Consider the following 15,180-nt stretch of genomic DNA (forward strand, 5'->3'; position numbering starts at 1 on the left):
GTAGTCTGGTTTACTTTTTAAGCTCGTCCATTTTACTTTTTGCATTCGCAAAAGCTGTTTCTATGGTCTCACTTTGGTCAATGAATAATGTAGCGTCAGATCCATATTGTTCAAGCTTAATATACCAAGTCGCTTTTCCTTTACTTACGAAGTAGCCAACTTGAAATCCGTCGACCGTGATAAACTTATTCTCTAGATAATCTGGATTTGAAGCAATGTCATTGTCTACCTGACCTTTTAATGCAGTAAGTGCTTTTAATATTTCAATTAGATCACTGTATTCAATAGAGGCCACCTTGTCGCCATATTGTCCTTGTTTTTCGATCTGATAAAAGTACCCCATGGCGCTGCCACTTATTATCTTACGAATTTTTGTTTCACAAGAATTATATGTCGTTTTTAGTTTTGGAAGTTTTGTCTCTACAAATTTGGTAATAGTGCCTGTTTTCGAGACAAAAAGATCCATTTTTGTTCTTTCAGCTTCTTTCTTTGTTTCTTGTGCATGGCTAGTTGCTAACATGCTAACGAATGTAATGGGGATAAGTAATTGTTTAATCATGAGTATCTTGAGTGTTTGACTGAACAAATTTACCGCGCATTTAAGTTGCTATGCTACGGGAAACCATAACCTGAATAAGAAATAGATAAATATTTTACCTCCCCATTTCCGCCATTCACCGAGTTTTCCCGATCGTTGGTCTAAAGCCGATAGGCTAGGAGCGTATTGTGTTGTAGTTTTGAGTCAACAAATAAGAACTAAAAACTAACAATATAAAATAAAGACATTATGAAAACGCTAGTAAAAACATTCGCAGCAGCAGCTTTAATCGCAGTATCAACTTTGGCTATGGCAGCTGAAGGACCTGGAGCAAAAGCAACAAAAGCTAACATTGACCTTTCCACCGCAGATTTCGCTTTAGAGCACTATGTCGCGGTAACTACGGAGGGAGAATCAGCAGGAGTAGAGCAGTTATTTGCAGCTGATTTCAATCAAAAGATCCAAGCTTCCAATGCGCAGTCTAATAGCCGTAGCGAAGTGGTTAAATCCTTGAAAAAACAAAAAGGGGAAAAGCTAAACTGTACAGTAAGCACAGATATCATCGAGGAATCGGCAGACTATATGGTGGCTAAAGTGACTTTGAAATTTGAAAACTTCACCAAAACAGATCTAGTTACTTTGGAGCGTGCGGGCAATGACTGGAAAGTATCCAAATCGATCAATTCTTATAAATAGGAGCCATCCCTTACAAATATATATGTTGTGAAGCCATGTCGTGAGATGTGGCTTTTTTACGTCAAAAGGGCCTGATTCTCATCAGACCCTTTCTCTTAGCGTTTATTTGTACAGTAATTTTTATGTTTCTTATCGTTTCCTCTTTTTTGTTTCGTCATCCAATGTTTTTAAAGACTATTGGATTTTCACTGTACGACGCCAATTTTATGTTGAACCTTTCTTTCAAAAGGTAGCTTGTAGCCGTTTTGTATTGTAAGAACAATAGTCATTTCTAAATAGTTTTATTGGAGTAAATTCAAAGTTTAAAAAAAATGAATAAATTAGATTTGAAAAGTTTTGATGCTCAAGACTTGAGTGTTAATGAAATGTCGACAATCGATGGTGGAAGATTTATTGGCGACTTTTTTTTAAACTAAAGTTGCAGATCTTATTGTAGACTCTATTGGATATAGTATGAATAATCCTGAGCGGGGCTGGAATTCCACATCTTTTGGTCACTACGGAGGAGCTAGACCCTAGTATTAGATAAGGAGACGCCGTTCTCCTTATGAAAAAAATATTATAGATGCCGAAATATATAAATCGATTATTGAAGTTACCTGTAACTTATTTATATGTTGTGATGATAATTGCTTATGTGATTATTGATGTTTTGTGTAATTTAGTTCTCATTGACGTGCTCAAGTTAGCGTTTGTGTCAAACGAAGTGGTTCGTGGCCAAGGGATTTTAAAAATTTTCCTATATGCAATAATTTTAGGTCCTTTTTTTGAGACATTATTATTCCAATTTATTCCTATAAAACTCCTGTCTACATATACTTTTTTTAAACAAAGGGAATTATTGATGGCTTTAATTTCTGCCCTTACTTTTGCTTTGACTCATATGTATAGTTTATATTATTTTATTTTAAGTTTCCTTATGGGAATAGTTTTTGTTTTTTTCTTTTTCATCACGGAGTTTAAGAAGAAGGGGACTGGTCTTTGGCATACTATATTCTTACATGCTATTATCAATTTAATGGTATTCTTAAATAAGTATTTTATATAATTTTTCAGGCTTTCTATCTTGTGCTTTATCCTTCTGTAGTGGTTCGAGCATTTAATAAAGACTTTAATATCATTAAAAATATACAATTCAAAGCATCAGACAGTACATTTATTTTCATAAGATTGTTTCCATGATCTTTTGAATTGGTAACTTTTTTCGATAATTATTTCATCTACAAATAAATACTTTGTTGCAAAATTTAAAAAGGGCATAACTTAGCCATAAGTTTCCATTCACATCCCCATTTCCTGTCATTCACCGAGTTTTCCCGATCCTTGGTCTAAAGCCTATAGGCTAGGGGCCTATTGTGTCGTCGTTTTGAGTCAACAAATAAGAACAACAGAACTAACACTATAAAGTAAAGACATTATGAGAGCATTAGTAAAAACATTCGCAGCAGCAGCTTTAATAGCATTATCCACATTTGTTATGGCATCTGAAGTACCTAGCAATGTCGAGAGATGTGGCTTTCATGATCCATTTAAAATAGCGAGTTGCCTCGGGGATAACTAGTGAGTGGAGCTCAATTAAAATAATTAAGTGGAAAGAATAGATGAATTTAGGAGAAGAAATAGGAGAAGAGCAAATAGAATAGACTTTTAATAACGCTCGTACAATAGGCTGTGGGCTGTTTCAGAAGGAAAAATGTAAATATTTTAGGGAAGGAACTAGGGAAAGATTAGGAGAAGAAGTAGAAAGAAAGTAGAAAAATTAGTAGAGAGATAGTAGTATCGCCTTGTTTATAGATCTTGAATGCACTTGAGTTAATCGTATAGTTTAATCACACCTTTCCCTACAACATCTCATACAACGACGCGTTGATAAACTGGATAGCCTTAGTTTTCCTCTTACCATAGCCTGCATGGTTATGACCAAAAACGTGGTATCTCGGTGATCGCTACAACACGAACTCACGGATTTCGTCGCTGCTCTAGGCATTATTTGCTAAAAACTGCTAATTATAGATGAGCTTAAATAACTTTTACAGGGGTTGTGTTCGTACCTGCTTCGTATAGCCTTCGGATCAGGACATGTAGGGTTCGATTGTTGACCAGTATCTGACCAGTTTTTCCCTGTACAGAGACTGGACAAGGTCTGTTGGGTGTCTGTACAATATCTGTTGATTATCCGAACGTGGTACGAATCTGATACGAAGCAGACTTACCTCCCTATTTCCGCCATTTACCGAGTTTTCCCGATTGTTAGTCTAAAGCCCATAGGCTAGGAGCCTATTGTGTTGTAGTTTTGAGTCAACAAATAAGAACAACAAAACTAACACTATAAAAAAAGACATTATGAAAACTTTGGTAAAAACATTCGCAGCAGCAGCCTTAATCGCAGTATCAACTTTCGCTATGGCAGCTGAAGGACCTGGAGCAAAAGCAACAAAAACAAACGTTAACCTTTCCACAGCAGATTTCGCTTTAGAGCACTACGTTGCGGTAACCACAGAGGGAGAATCAGCAGGAGTAGAGCAGTTATTCGCCGGAGATTTCAGCCAAAAGATCCAATCTTCCAATGCACAGTCTAACAGCCGTACTGGAGTGGTCAAACTATTGAAAAAACAAAAAGGCGAGAAGCTAAACTGTACAGTGAGCACCGATATCATCGAGGAATCTGCAGACTATATGGTAGCTAAAGTAACTTTGAAATTTGAAAATTTTACCAAGACTGACCTGGTTACCTTGGAGCGTGTAGGTAATGACTGGAAAGTATCTAAATCAATCAATTCGTATAAATAAGAGCCATCTCAAATAAATATATATATGTTGTAGAGCCATATCGGGAGATATGGCTTTTTCCTTTCATTCCTAAACAATATTTCGGATATTTGGACAAAGGCCAGTTTTTAGTTAAAGGATTTTATCATGTCGGATATTCAGCAGTTAATAGCACAGATCAGAGCATTCAGAGATGCGAGAGATTGGGGAACAGTTTCACAATTCTAAGGACCTCGCAGTTGCATTGAGCATTGAAGCGTCTGAGCTTCTGGAACTTTTTCTGTGGAAAGGAAATGAAGATGCCAATCCTGACAAGTTGAAAAATGAGCTTGCCGATGTACTCATGTATGCGCTATTGCTTGCCGATAAGCACGGCCTTGATGTTAAGGAGATCGTGGAGGACAAGATGAAACTCAACAATGAAAAATATCCTGTAGAAAAAGCCAAGGGAACTGCTAAAAAGTATAATGAACTGTAATTAATAACGCATGTCAGAATTGGATATTAAAGAAGTTCATATTGTTCCCGTCGGTAGCACAGGAGAGGTTAAGGATACAGATAGCAAACTAGATTTTTATAACAGCGCACTGGTTTATCTGCTCAACGATAAAAGGTCAATCTATATCGGTGAATCTATCGATATCAAGAACCGCTTTTCAAGCCATAATAGACACGACAGCAAGAAAGACCTTTTAATACGACATGCGATCTATTCGCATTTGTTCAACAAATCCGTTACCCTACATTTAGAAGCATTCCTGATCAATCTTTTCTCTGCAGAAAAAGGTCTGAAACTGATCAACCTTGGCAATAACGGGCACTACTATCACCAGAAGAAAGAATATGAGGTATTGTTTCCACAGATCTGGAAACAACTTGAAGAACTTAAAATAGCGCGCACGTCTACCAGTCTGCTATCATCGACAGCCTTCAATCACGTTTTTCTTCAATCTTGTTAAAAAATCTGAAACTTAAGTTCCGAAGAGAAAATACCAGGCTTGCTATTATATGTAACTTCCGTGACAAAATTTCCAGTTCCATCCCTAAACTATTTACAACAACCTCTCCGCGATCTCCGCCTCGCCAACCACTACACCGCCTTTCAGGTACATCATCCGCTCACCACTTTTATAATCCGTGATTATGTCAAAGTGACCATTACAGGTTCTCATGCGTGAAAGCAATGCTTTCCTACCTGCCCTAAAGCCTTCATGTTTAGTTACGTCAAATACATATTTAGAGCAGCTATGCCTAAATATACACTTACGTCTTCTTTCAGGTGGGATGATCAACCAATACAATCGGATCGCGGTCAATAGGAGAGACTTCATGGCCTTGAAAATACCACCATCTGTCTTGCCGTCGTATATCCAGGTTTATTATTAAAACAACCATTTTCGGCATGTACATAAGTTGTGACGCTTTCTAGTCTTACATAGTTCCATCCTCCTGATGCACCCTGATTAATCAGGTTTTCTAATTGTTCTGCTACTTGATCCGATGTGCCTGTCCTTGGGTCTATCGATGCTACAAAAGGTACTACTTTGTATTCCATAATATCAGTATTTGATTGGGTTAATGATTTAATTAAAGCTATATAATAAAATATTGAAAATCAATGTGTTTTGAGTTTTATTGCAATCCATTTTACAATATTGTCAATTTTAAGAATAAAAAATTACAGATTATTACGGCTTCCCGTAAAAGTTATGCCTGTGCACCAGGTGGCTAGCTACTGTATTAAAGAACATGTCAAGATGAGGAATGCTTTTGCATTTTATCTGACCTCTGAAGACTGGCTTTTACGAACCAAGATCAGTATTTTTAATACACTGAGTTTTGCCAATGAGCAGTTTTACGATCCTATCAAAGGCATTTTGCAGTTTGATGTGTCCGATCTGGTGCTGATTAAGCCCAGCGGGCGAAATCAGGTCCGCTTGCAAAGGCTGAAAAACAAATTGGATAAGCAAGAGATCGATGGCATCAAAAGATCGATTTTGGCCATTGGCGATGCTCGGGTTGTCTTAGGTGACTGGCAACAATCGGTGTATTTTTTGTAGAGCGGAGGATCTCGGCGAGTCAATTCAGATAACATGATATCAATATGAGTTTTTTACATCCATTTCTCTAAAATCAGGAATAACGGTATTATGCTTGTTTTTCGAAAAGACTTACTTGTTTATATATTTCTTTATTATCGGCGAAAAACGCCGATNNATCGGCGTTTTTCGCCGATAAATTTAAATAGTTTAAACATGAATATGTATTCTCAGAGAAGGAAAGATGTGTTAAAATTAGTGCCGGAGGGAGCTTTGGTTACCAGATCTTGGCTACAGCAGAATGATCTCACAGGCCATGCGATCGATAATTTATTGAAGAGTCGACTATTGGAAACTGTGAAAAATGGAGTATATAAACGTGAAGGGGCGGAAGTGGAATGGGGGGATATTGTCTATTTCCTGCAGAAACAGCTAGATACAGATCTAACCATTGGAGGCCTATCGGCTTTAGAACTTCAGAAACTGACCCATTATCTCCCGATGTCTAATCAACGCTTGATTCATTTATATGGCCGGGATAATCTTCCCATATGGATAAATAACCTTACAACAGGGATCAAATTTCTTAAGCATAGTTCTGGCTATTTATTTGGTAATAGTTTTGAAGATGAAAGGCCGCTAGCATTACTTGAGTTTACTAGAGCTTTCAGTTGGAAAAATACAAAGGAAGGCTTACGTATATCCATTCCTGAAAGAGCTATTTTGGAAGTGATGAATCAAGTTCCCCAAAATATATCATTTGAACATGCGGATGAATTAATGCAAGGATTAAATACGCTTTCTCCTAGGACACTCCAAAGATTATTGGAACTGTGCACAAATATCAAAGTTCGCAGGCTTTTCTTTTACCTTGCCGAGCGTCAAAATCATACCTGGTTTACAAAACTTCAATCTGAGAAAATAGATTTTGGATCTGGTAATCGTGTGATCGTCACAGGTGGGAAACTAAATAAGAAATATAAAATAACTGTTCCTGATTTTTATGAGTAAGAAAGAAGAATATGCCGAGCAGGTCCGTTTATTGATCCGATTGTTACCTATAATCGATAAAGAAGACTGTTTTGCACTTAAAGGCGGTACGGCTATTAATTTGTTTTATAGAGATTTGCCAAGGCTTTCCGTAGACATCGATTTGTTGTATCTGCCAATGGAGGATCGCGACGCCTCTCTTGAAAATATCAGAGCTGCATTAGCGAGAATAACAGATTCCATAAAGAAATCGATTGCAGGTGCCCAAGTTCAAAATACAACACTACAACAGGATAATTCTTTACGAATAATAGTTTCACTTAATGATGTTCGTGTTAAAATAGAACTATCTCCTGTTATACGTGGAAGCCTTTTCCCAGCTGTCAGAATGGAAGTGCGGCCGCAGGTTGAAAAAGAATTTGGTTATGCTGAAATGCTAGTTGCATCACACCCAGATCTGTATGCTGGTAAACTTTGCGCTGCCCTAGATCGTCAACATCCCCGTGATTTGTTTGATGTAAAACAGTTATACGAAAATGAAGGATTAACGGAAGAATTACGAAAAACATTTCTTGTATTTTTAATAAGTCATTTTCGACCGATGGCAGAACTGCTTAATCCAAACCGAAAAGATATCTCAGGTATATATGAAATGGAGTTTGCGCAAATGGCAGAAATTGAAGTTTCTTTAGAGGAGCTACTTTCTGTACGGGAGAAACTGATTGCAGATATCAACAAGGAGATGACTGATAGTGAACGTAAATTTTTACTCTCTGTCAAAAATAAGACACCTGATTGGGCACTCTTAGGATTGGACGCAGCTTTAGTCTCGGAACTTCCTTCAGTGAAATGGAGATTAATCAATTTAAATAAAATGTCAGAGAATAAACACGTGACCGCTTACAAAAATCTAGAAGCTGTCCTATATCCTTAAAGTCAAGCTGAATAGGAGAGATGTGGCTTTTTACGTCAAAAGGGCCTGATTCTCATCAGACCCTTTCTGTTAGTGTTTATTTGTACAGTAATTTTTATGTTTCCTAACGGTTCTTCTTTTTGTTTCGTCATCCAATGTTTTAAAAGACAATTGAATTTCCAAGGTGTACGTCAATGAAACATTGGTATTGCTAGCTATAATATAGATTTCAAGTTTGAGTTGTTCACACCTTTGTTTTTAAAAAAATCTTCGAATGGTATTCCATTTATTTTCTTTGTTTTATACCAAAGGTTGAGTTTTCTATTAAGCTGTTTGTCGGGCATATAGTTTAATTTAGCTTTTTTAAAATAGTCCAAAAAATTACCGTTTAATATACCATTGTCCCAAAAGAACTCAAAATCTCCAATACCTTCTACTGCATACCAGTCACTACCTTTATTTAAACCTGCACTTTTTGTAAAAGGAATGTGCGGTTCATTTGTCCAAAATCTATCTATCGCTATAGTTCGGCCTTGATTATTTAAATTTATGGTAGTATCCTTTATTATTCCTCCTTTTAGCGTATTTAACTTTTCAGCGGAGAGATAATTTTGTTTTGAAAAATTCTTACTTTGCGGATATATACCAGCTGCATTGTTTCTATAAGGCTCCATATAGCCATCACCAATAAAATAGGATTCAGTTAAGGTCTCATTGTCAACTAAAAAATATTCATTTTTTTGCTTTATCACGATTTTATAATCCGTTCTTTTCAAGTTGAGTGATGGCGTCTCTGAAAAAATACCTAAAGGAGCATAAGTCGCATAAAATATATCTTTTGCTGAGGTTCGCAATAGGCTATCCAAAGAAATTACGTTTATATCCTTGTTAACAATGGCTTTCGAGATATTTTTTAGCTCAAATTTAGACCTTGTCAACGGCGTTATTGTAACTAAGATATCAACGGGTAAACTTTTCCCTTCACGTTCAAAGCTTATAAAATTCTGAAATACTTTTTGATTTGAATCATCATCAGTTATGCTTTTTTTGAACAGAAAGTTATAAATAGTTAAATCTGGGAAATTGGTGCTGTCGGATCTGATTTCTGCATATGTTCTTTTGCAGAATAAATGCCCTTCCAATGAATCGGTTAGTTTGTCTTGATCAAATACAACATATCGGGTTTGAGCAAAGCAGCTACCAATAAGTTGGAAGGCTGATACGGCTAAGAAAGTAAATAAGATTATTATTTTGCGCATGATATTTTTTTATTACTTAACGGTCCATTGGGATCAACATTACTATGTGTTTTTAAAAATTCATTGAATGCTGCATCTGTAATTTTATAGTCCTTCTTTAATTTGTCAAATAGCGATGAAACATCTTGCGCCATTTGAGCATTGACAGAAGGGTCAAACATTTGTCCAGCTTGTCCAAGTCCAAGCATACTGGCCATAACATATTCATTTGAGGAATATCTATTACCTCCCCAAGCTTTCAAAAAACCAATCATAACAGGAAATACATTGTCGGACATCATTGTTTGATGATCACGATAATCTCCATTGAGGCCAGCTTTCTTCTGGATTTCAAGCGTTTTCAATGCCGATGTAAACCAAAATTCCTGAATTTTTTCATCCACAATACCATCTGCGTTCATCTTATTAGTTTTTAAAAAATAATTTGAATAGGCGTGAATTGCTTCGTGAAGAGCTGTAGCAGCAATTACGAGGTCTGAAGAATTATTTAATGCATTTGCGTTGAAATAGATATCTACATCACGGTTTGTACTTTCAGTAGGATTTGTAGCTGATGCAAGTCCATAATTGTACCCTTTATTAGGATCCCAAGACATATCTGTTTTGAAGCTCCATTGTAAATTGGGGTTCCCAGTTCCATTTCCATCCAACGTAAAAGGTTTAACCATGTCTTTAAAAGTACTTAAATTTTCAAGATTCTTCAAAAAACTCTCCATACAAGCATAATTTTCAAACTTATATTTGACCGTGCTTGGAGAAGTGCTCGAAGCTCCGCCAGGGCTACCTGTCGAGGGGGGAATATTTGAATAGTCTTTTGGTCCCCCAGAAAGCCACTGTTCGTAGTCCTCATCTCCACCTGTCGAACAATAAACAGCATTCAATACACCAGCTACATATGCATAAACGCAAGGTTCTCTCATTGGCGGGAATCCTGCAATTAACCCACTACTATTGATATCACCTTTGTATTCCCTAATTATAATTTTGTTAGAAGAGAGAAATTTCGTTACAATTTTCCCTTGGAAATGTTCACGTGAAGCTTCTGAATTTGGTAGGAAAGAAATAAATGAATACCCCCATTTATTATCCTTTTTCTGTGCTTTCAACCAAAAATAGTCGGCCAGATTTATTGAAAACGTGGAGTCACCATAATAAATCGGCTCCGCACTGTTTATTTTGATATATACATTGCTCTCATCTTTCACTACAACAGAATCCCATTTGATATAACTTGTGAAATTGGAGTTGAAAAAATTTTCATTGTCAGCGTGGGGATTTTGAGCGTAAAACTCCTTTTTAATTTCGTCTATGTTATCGTTACTGGGAGAAAGCTGATTTTTCTCTTTAGTACAAGAAACAATTAAAACAGCTATTAGAATTGGTATAATAAGATGTTTTAATTTAAAGATAGCATGATTTAATGTAATGATGTTCTTTTGCATTATTTTGTGTTAGTGTTAATTTTAAATTTAATATAGTAAATAATTTAATATTAAAGCTTTTTTATTTTGTTTTTTTATTATAAGTTTTGTTTTTCAGCTATTTACCCTAAGAACATCGAATTAAGATTAGGCCATTTGAGTTGGAGACCAACGCCTATTGTCACCAGGCCATGGGAATTAGATATAGCCTCAATTAATTGTTCTATTTGTAACAATTATTATTCAACGGTAAATTTTGTGCTTAGATAATTTATTCCCTACGAATCTGTTTTGAATTAGAAGGATATTTACTAACATAGTGAGCAGAAAAGATGAAGAAAATCGTTAAAATTAAAGTACATAATGGCAAAGTCATTTCAAATTAAAGAATACCCCTTCAATCATAAATTAGAGAACCTATTGTTAGACCATGAGGATTTCTTTTTGCGCCGGCCTATAATTTACTTACTTAAAAATAATGAATCCAAAGAAGTCTATGTTGGAGAGACGACTGACATGGTGACGCGCTTTAGGAACCATCTGAAAAGTGAGAAAGGAAAATCGTTTACTTCTGTTTCTCTTATTTTGAGTGAGTTTTTTAATAAATCTGCTACATTAGATATTGAGTCCAATCTTATTCGCTATTTGGCAGCAGATAAGAGTTTTAAACTTCAAAATGGTAACCTTGGGATTCGAGACCACCAATTCTATCAACAAAAAGAAATCTATCAGAAACAGTTTCAGCGTATTTGGGCAGAATTGATGGAAAAGGGAATGGTTAAATATACGCTAGCCCAAATTGATAATTTGGACCTATTCAAGTATTCTCCCTATAAAAGTTTGTCCAACGATCAGATCATAGGATTGAAAACAATCCTCTGGTGTTTGCTCGATGAAAAAGCCAAACTTAGCTTGATTCACGGCGCGGCCGGCACTGGAAAATCGATTATAGCCATTTTTCTTTTTAAGCTGCTAAAGACAGATTTAAAAGATTTCAATTACTTGGCTTTTGATGAAAGTGACGAAGAATTATTTGAGTTAGTTAAAAAAGTTAAAGAAAAATATTGTGAGCTAGAAATGGCATTGGTCATTCCAATTCTATCTTTTAGGAAAACTATTTCAAAAGTATTTAAGGATATCGAGGGATTATCATCTAGTATGGTAATTAGTCCATCTCAAATAGGAAAGAGAAAATATGACTTATTAATTATTGATGAGGGACATCGTCTGAAAAGACGTAAAAATTTGGGTATTTATTACAAAGTTTTTGATTCATTTAATGATGATTTAGGTTTAGACAGAGATACAGGTACAGAGTTGAATTGGGCAGAGCTAAGGTCTGATAAAACTCTCATTTTTTACGATAGATTTCAGTCTCTCAAACCTTCGGATGTTGCCGCTAATGATTTTTTAGAGCTGGAAAAGAAGGATACAACAAGAAGTGAAGAATTGCGTTCACAGTTTAGAGTTCGTGGAGGAATATCATATATGGATTTTATCCATGAAATTTTTTCTGATCACACGAGCTTGGAACCTAAATTTTTTAAAAATAAGCGCTATGAATTCTTGTTGTTTGATAATTTGGAAGATATGCATAAGCGGATAAAAAATAAAGAGGGTAGAGTTGGACTTAGTCGTATGATGGCAGGGTATGCATGGGAATGGAAATCCAGAGATAAGAAATCAATCTCTGATATTTCAATCGGGGGCTTTGAGTTAAAGTGGAATAGTCGTATTAAGTGGATCAACTCCCCCAATGCGATTAATGAAGTTGGGCATATCGAAACTGTACAGGGACATGATCTTAATTATGCAGGGATAATTATTGGTCCTGAACTCGATTATGATTTTATTACCGGATCCTTTGTTGTTTATAGAGACCGTTATTTGGATATGAATGGAAAGAATTCTATAAAAGATATTGGGATACTAAAGGAATATATTTTCAATATATATCGTACGATGCTTTTTAGAAGTATATTTGGAACCTATGTATACGTTTGTAATGATAATTTACGTAAATATTTGAGGCAATATATTCCTACTCGCTATGCTCTTGATTTTTGATGTTTTGGTTTGATGAACATTTTAATATTAGATTCCTCTAAAATATGTATATCTACAAATAATTATTTAATTTACGGGCTAACAAAGCCGGTTAGTTAGAATGATTATTTACCATAGTACCAAAGAGAAGTTCTCTTGCGATATTCTCACCAATGATATTGATAATATTATCCAGCATGCGCTTGTAGAACGTACAGGAAAAAGAGTGGGTGAGGCAGAACTAAATTCCTTCCGTAACTCGCTCAGCTATATGGACAAAGTTCTTCATGATGGTGAGATACCTGCTGACTGTGGTATTTCTATCGAGTATCATATTCCGCAGACCTCGAAGCGGGTAGACTTTATAATCAGTGGTTCTGACGGGAATACAGATAATGTTGTTATTGTTGAACTTAAACAATGGCAAACTGCTGAAATCACCGATAGAGATGGTGTTGTGCGAACCAGATTTAAGCAAGGGATGAAAGATACTGCCCATCCCTCTTATCAAGCCTGGTCTTATGCTGCACTATTAAATGGATTTAACGAAGCTATTGCTGAGGAGAATATAAATTTACACCCCTGTGCCTATCTTCATAATTATGCTGATGATAATTCCATCCGAAATGACTTCTACCAAGGTTATATCGATAAAGCACCACTCTTTTTAAAACATGATGCTTTAAAGCTAAGAGAGTTTATCAAAAAATATATTAAGACTGGTGATCGTTCGGATATCCTTTTCAGAATTGATAACGGTAAGATCCGACCAAGTAAATCTCTCGCTGATGCCCTCTCCAATATGATCAAGGGTAATACGGAGTTTTATATGATCGATGATCAGAAAGTTGTTTTCGAGACAGCAAAAAAACTGGCACTGAATTCTTCCGAAAACAATAAGAATGTCTTGATTGTGGAAGGAGGGCCGGGTACAGGGAAATCGGTTGTAGCCATTAATTTATTGGTACAACTTATCAAAACTGGACAATTTGCACAATATGTGACTAAGACTTCTGCACCGCGTGATGTTTATTTTGAAAAATTATCGCGTGATAAAAAGAAAATAGAACTGAAACAGCTGTTTGTCGGTTCAGGATCTTTTATGCAAACTCCGGCCAATAGTTTTAATACCCTTATTGTCGATGAGGCACACCGGCTGACCGAAAAAACTGGTTTCTACAGGATGGGAAATAATCAGGTTGAAGAAATCCTAGATGCTGCTCACTGCTCCATCTTTTTTATCGATGAGAATCAGCGGGTAAGTCTTGAAGACTATGGTGAAATTGCAGTGATCGAAGAGTTTGCAAATAAAAAAGGTATTAATGTTCATCGACTAGCTTTAGAATCCCAGTTTAGGTGTAACGGTTCCGATGGTTACTTAGCTTGGCTAGATAATACCTTGCAAATCCGAGAAACGGCTAACACCACTTTGGACGGATTAGATTATGATTTCCGTGTGATGGATTCACCAGATCAATTGCGTGATCTGATTTACGAGAGAAATAAAATTAATAATAAAGCTCGCATCGTTGCAGGCTATTGTTGGCCTTGGGCAAGCAAAAAGAAAAGTGAGGCCTTTGATATTATCTTTGATGAATATGACTTTAAGATGCGGTGGAATATGACCGCTTATGGTGGGGCATGGATTATTGATCCCAATTCAGTGACTGAAATAGGATGTATCCATACCGCTCAGGGTCTTGAAGCTGATTATATCGGTGTCATTATCGGTAATGATCTGTTGGTCAGAGATGGCGAAGTGCTCGTTCAGCCTACCGCAAGGGATAAAGATGATAGAACGATATTGGGCTATAAGAAATTACTTAAGGAAAATCCTATCGAGGGTAAAGAACTTATAAAAGCAATTATAAAAAATACCTATCGTACTCTCATGACTCGGGGTATGAAAGGGTGCTATATCTATTGCACTGATGCGGAGACGAATACATTTTTCAAAAAACAGTTGGAAGCTAAACGATAAAGAACTAATAGGCTGGTTTATGAAGAAATCTCCTGGATATAAAATATCCTTAGTGATATTTTTCGGATATTTGGGCATAAGCAAGTTTGTCGTTTAAATATATTACTATGTCGGATATCCAAGAGTTAATAGCAAAGATCAGAGCATTTAGAGATGCCAGAGATTGGGAGCAGTTTCACAATTCCAAAGATCTTGCAGTGGCATTGAGTATTGAGGCCTCAGAACTTCTGGAGTTGTTTCTTTGGAAAGGCAATGAGGACGCTAATACTGATAAGTTAAAGAATGAGCTTGCCGATGTGCTGATGTATGCATTACTGCTTGCAGATAAACATGGACTCGATGTGAGGCAGATCGTTGAGGACAAGATGAAACTCAATAACGAAAAATACCCGGTAGAGAAGGCAAAGGGAACTGCCAAAAAGTATAACGAGTTGTAGATCAATTTAAGACTAGCCTTTTCAATTAGAGTAAAATGATATGAAATTCAAATTTAATTTTCATATCATTTTATAATAAACACTTTATTTA

Annotated in this window: 16 protein-coding genes; 11 read left to right on the forward strand and 5 right to left on the reverse strand. The window is 36.1% G+C overall.

Translation table 11 applies throughout. The features are described from left to right. Positions 1-10: 10 nt before the first annotated feature. A complete protein-coding gene (locus B3P16_RS01930; protein ID WP_286841104.1) occupies positions 11-559 on the reverse strand; it encodes a hypothetical protein in 549 nt (182 codons plus the stop codon). Positions 560-787: 228 nt separating this feature from the next. Here B3P16_RS01930 and B3P16_RS01935 point away from each other — a divergent pair, with 228 nt between their 5' ends. The 5 genes from B3P16_RS01935 (at position 788) to B3P16_RS01955 (ending at position 4,962) form a co-directional block, all read left to right on the forward strand. After that, positions 788-1,234 (forward strand): nuclear transport factor 2 family protein, encoded by a 447-nt coding sequence (locus tag B3P16_RS01935; RefSeq protein WP_286841105.1) that lies wholly within the window; start codon positions 788-790, stop codon positions 1,232-1,234. A 565-nt stretch (positions 1,235-1,799) separates the two neighbouring features. Further along, positions 1,800-2,282, forward strand: coding sequence for a type II CAAX prenyl endopeptidase Rce1 family protein (locus B3P16_RS01940; protein WP_286841106.1), 483 nt, complete (start codon positions 1,800-1,802; stop codon positions 2,280-2,282). Positions 2,283-3,577: 1,295 nt separating this feature from the next. Beyond that, complete coding sequence (locus tag B3P16_RS01945; protein WP_182982636.1) at positions 3,578-4,024, forward strand: nuclear transport factor 2 family protein; 447 nt, start codon at positions 3,578-3,580, stop codon at positions 4,022-4,024. 172 nt (positions 4,025-4,196) lie between these two features. Then, the gene (locus B3P16_RS01950) at positions 4,197-4,481 is read left to right on the forward strand and encodes a nucleotide pyrophosphohydrolase (protein ID WP_259255061.1); all 285 of its coding nucleotides are present in this window, start codon (positions 4,197-4,199) and stop codon (positions 4,479-4,481) included. A gap of 10 nt (positions 4,482-4,491) precedes the next feature. After that, positions 4,492-4,962 (forward strand): GIY-YIG nuclease family protein, encoded by a 471-nt coding sequence (locus tag B3P16_RS01955; RefSeq protein ID WP_286841108.1) that lies wholly within the window; start codon positions 4,492-4,494, stop codon positions 4,960-4,962. Between the two features lie 93 nt (positions 4,963-5,055). Here the strand turns inward: B3P16_RS01955 and yidD are convergent, their stop codons facing one another. Both yidD and B3P16_RS01965 read right to left on the reverse strand, forming a co-directional pair. After that, complete coding sequence (gene yidD / locus B3P16_RS01960; protein ID WP_120335546.1) at positions 5,056-5,334, reverse strand: membrane protein insertion efficiency factor YidD; 279 nt, start codon at positions 5,332-5,334, stop codon at positions 5,056-5,058. Further along, complete coding sequence (locus B3P16_RS01965; protein WP_070570510.1) at positions 5,331-5,558, reverse strand: hypothetical protein; 228 nt, start codon at positions 5,556-5,558, stop codon at positions 5,331-5,333. The genes yidD and B3P16_RS01965 overlap by 4 nt, the downstream gene beginning before the upstream one ends. Before the next feature lie 202 nt (positions 5,559-5,760). On the opposite strand from B3P16_RS01965, the gene B3P16_RS01970 reads away from it, so the two are divergent. From B3P16_RS01970 to B3P16_RS01980, 3 genes are all read left to right on the forward strand, one after another. Then, entirely contained in the window at positions 5,761-6,063 is a 303-nt protein-coding gene (locus tag B3P16_RS01970; protein WP_286841111.1) for a hypothetical protein, read from the forward strand. Between the two features lie 195 nt (positions 6,064-6,258). Next, positions 6,259-7,053, forward strand: coding sequence for a type IV toxin-antitoxin system AbiEi family antitoxin (locus B3P16_RS01975; RefSeq protein ID WP_153846609.1), 795 nt, complete (start codon positions 6,259-6,261; stop codon positions 7,051-7,053). Beyond that, a complete protein-coding gene (locus tag B3P16_RS01980) occupies positions 7,046-7,966 on the forward strand; it encodes a nucleotidyl transferase AbiEii/AbiGii toxin family protein (RefSeq protein ID WP_121127206.1) in 921 nt (306 codons plus the stop codon). Before B3P16_RS01975 ends, B3P16_RS01980 begins: the two co-directional genes overlap by 8 nt. A gap of 194 nt (positions 7,967-8,160) precedes the next feature. On the opposite strand, the gene B3P16_RS01985 is transcribed toward B3P16_RS01980, so the two are convergent. Beyond that, positions 8,161-9,204: a hypothetical protein gene (locus B3P16_RS01985; protein ID WP_286841113.1), complete on the reverse strand. Its 1,044-nt coding sequence runs from the start codon at positions 9,202-9,204 to the stop codon at positions 8,161-8,163. Continuing rightward, a complete protein-coding gene (locus B3P16_RS01990; RefSeq protein ID WP_286841114.1) occupies positions 9,192-10,646 on the reverse strand; it encodes a hypothetical protein in 1,455 nt (484 codons plus the stop codon). The genes B3P16_RS01985 and B3P16_RS01990 overlap by 13 nt, the downstream gene beginning before the upstream one ends. Before the next feature lie 342 nt (positions 10,647-10,988). On the opposite strand from B3P16_RS01990, the gene B3P16_RS01995 reads away from it, so the two are divergent. The 3 genes from B3P16_RS01995 to B3P16_RS02005 all read left to right on the forward strand — a co-directional run bounded on the left by B3P16_RS01995 (position 10,989) and on the right by B3P16_RS02005 (position 15,089). After that, on the forward strand, positions 10,989-12,692 hold the full coding sequence (locus B3P16_RS01995) for a DUF2075 domain-containing protein (protein WP_286841115.1): 1,704 nt from the start codon (positions 10,989-10,991) through the stop codon (positions 12,690-12,692). 100 nt (positions 12,693-12,792) lie between these two features. Next, positions 12,793-14,652 carry a DUF2075 domain-containing protein gene (locus B3P16_RS02000; protein WP_286841116.1) on the forward strand — a complete coding sequence of 620 codons (1,860 nt, stop codon included), beginning with the start codon at positions 12,793-12,795 and terminating at the stop codon, positions 14,650-14,652. Positions 14,653-14,759: 107 nt separating this feature from the next. After that, a complete protein-coding gene (locus tag B3P16_RS02005) occupies positions 14,760-15,089 on the forward strand; it encodes a nucleotide pyrophosphohydrolase (protein WP_286841117.1) in 330 nt (109 codons plus the stop codon). Positions 15,090-15,180 lie beyond the last annotated feature (91 nt).

The organism is Sphingobacterium sp. UBA7631 (assembly GCF_002483935.1).
In the GTDB taxonomy this organism is placed as follows: Bacteria; Bacteroidota; Bacteroidia; order Sphingobacteriales; family Sphingobacteriaceae; genus Sphingobacterium; species Sphingobacterium multivorum.

Coding starts and splice junctions, on each gene's coding strand:
- B3P16_RS01970 (WP_286841111.1), top strand. CDS start 5,761: ATGAGGAATGCTTTTGCATTTTATCTGACCTCTGAAGACTGGCTTTTA.
- B3P16_RS01955 (WP_286841108.1), top strand. CDS start 4,492: ATGTCAGAATTGGATATTAAAGAAGTTCATATTGTTCCCGTCGGTAGC.
- B3P16_RS01940 (WP_286841106.1), top strand. CDS start 1,800: ATGCCGAAATATATAAATCGATTATTGAAGTTACCTGTAACTTATTTA.
- B3P16_RS01950 (WP_259255061.1), top strand. CDS start 4,197: ATGCGAGAGATTGGGGAACAGTTTCACAATTCTAAGGACCTCGCAGTT.
- B3P16_RS01985 (WP_286841113.1), bottom strand. CDS start 9,204: ATGCGCAAAATAATAATCTTATTTACTTTCTTAGCCGTATCAGCCTTC.
- B3P16_RS01945 (WP_182982636.1), top strand. CDS start 3,578: ATGAAAACTTTGGTAAAAACATTCGCAGCAGCAGCCTTAATCGCAGTA.
- B3P16_RS01965 (WP_070570510.1), bottom strand. CDS start 5,558: ATGGAATACAAAGTAGTACCTTTTGTAGCATCGATAGACCCAAGGACA.
- B3P16_RS01980 (WP_121127206.1), top strand. CDS start 7,046: ATGAGTAAGAAAGAAGAATATGCCGAGCAGGTCCGTTTATTGATCCGA.
- yidD (WP_120335546.1), bottom strand. CDS start 5,334: ATGAAGTCTCTCCTATTGACCGCGATCCGATTGTATTGGTTGATCATC.
- B3P16_RS02005 (WP_286841117.1), top strand. CDS start 14,760: ATGTCGGATATCCAAGAGTTAATAGCAAAGATCAGAGCATTTAGAGAT.
- B3P16_RS02000 (WP_286841116.1), top strand. CDS start 12,793: ATGATTATTTACCATAGTACCAAAGAGAAGTTCTCTTGCGATATTCTC.
- B3P16_RS01935 (WP_286841105.1), top strand. CDS start 788: ATGAAAACGCTAGTAAAAACATTCGCAGCAGCAGCTTTAATCGCAGTA.
- B3P16_RS01975 (WP_153846609.1), top strand. CDS start 6,259: ATGAATATGTATTCTCAGAGAAGGAAAGATGTGTTAAAATTAGTGCCG.
- B3P16_RS01930 (WP_286841104.1), bottom strand. CDS start 559: ATGATTAAACAATTACTTATCCCCATTACATTCGTTAGCATGTTAGCA.
- B3P16_RS01995 (WP_286841115.1), top strand. CDS start 10,989: ATGGCAAAGTCATTTCAAATTAAAGAATACCCCTTCAATCATAAATTA.
- B3P16_RS01990 (WP_286841114.1), bottom strand. CDS start 10,646: ATGCAAAAGAACATCATTACATTAAATCATGCTATCTTTAAATTAAAA.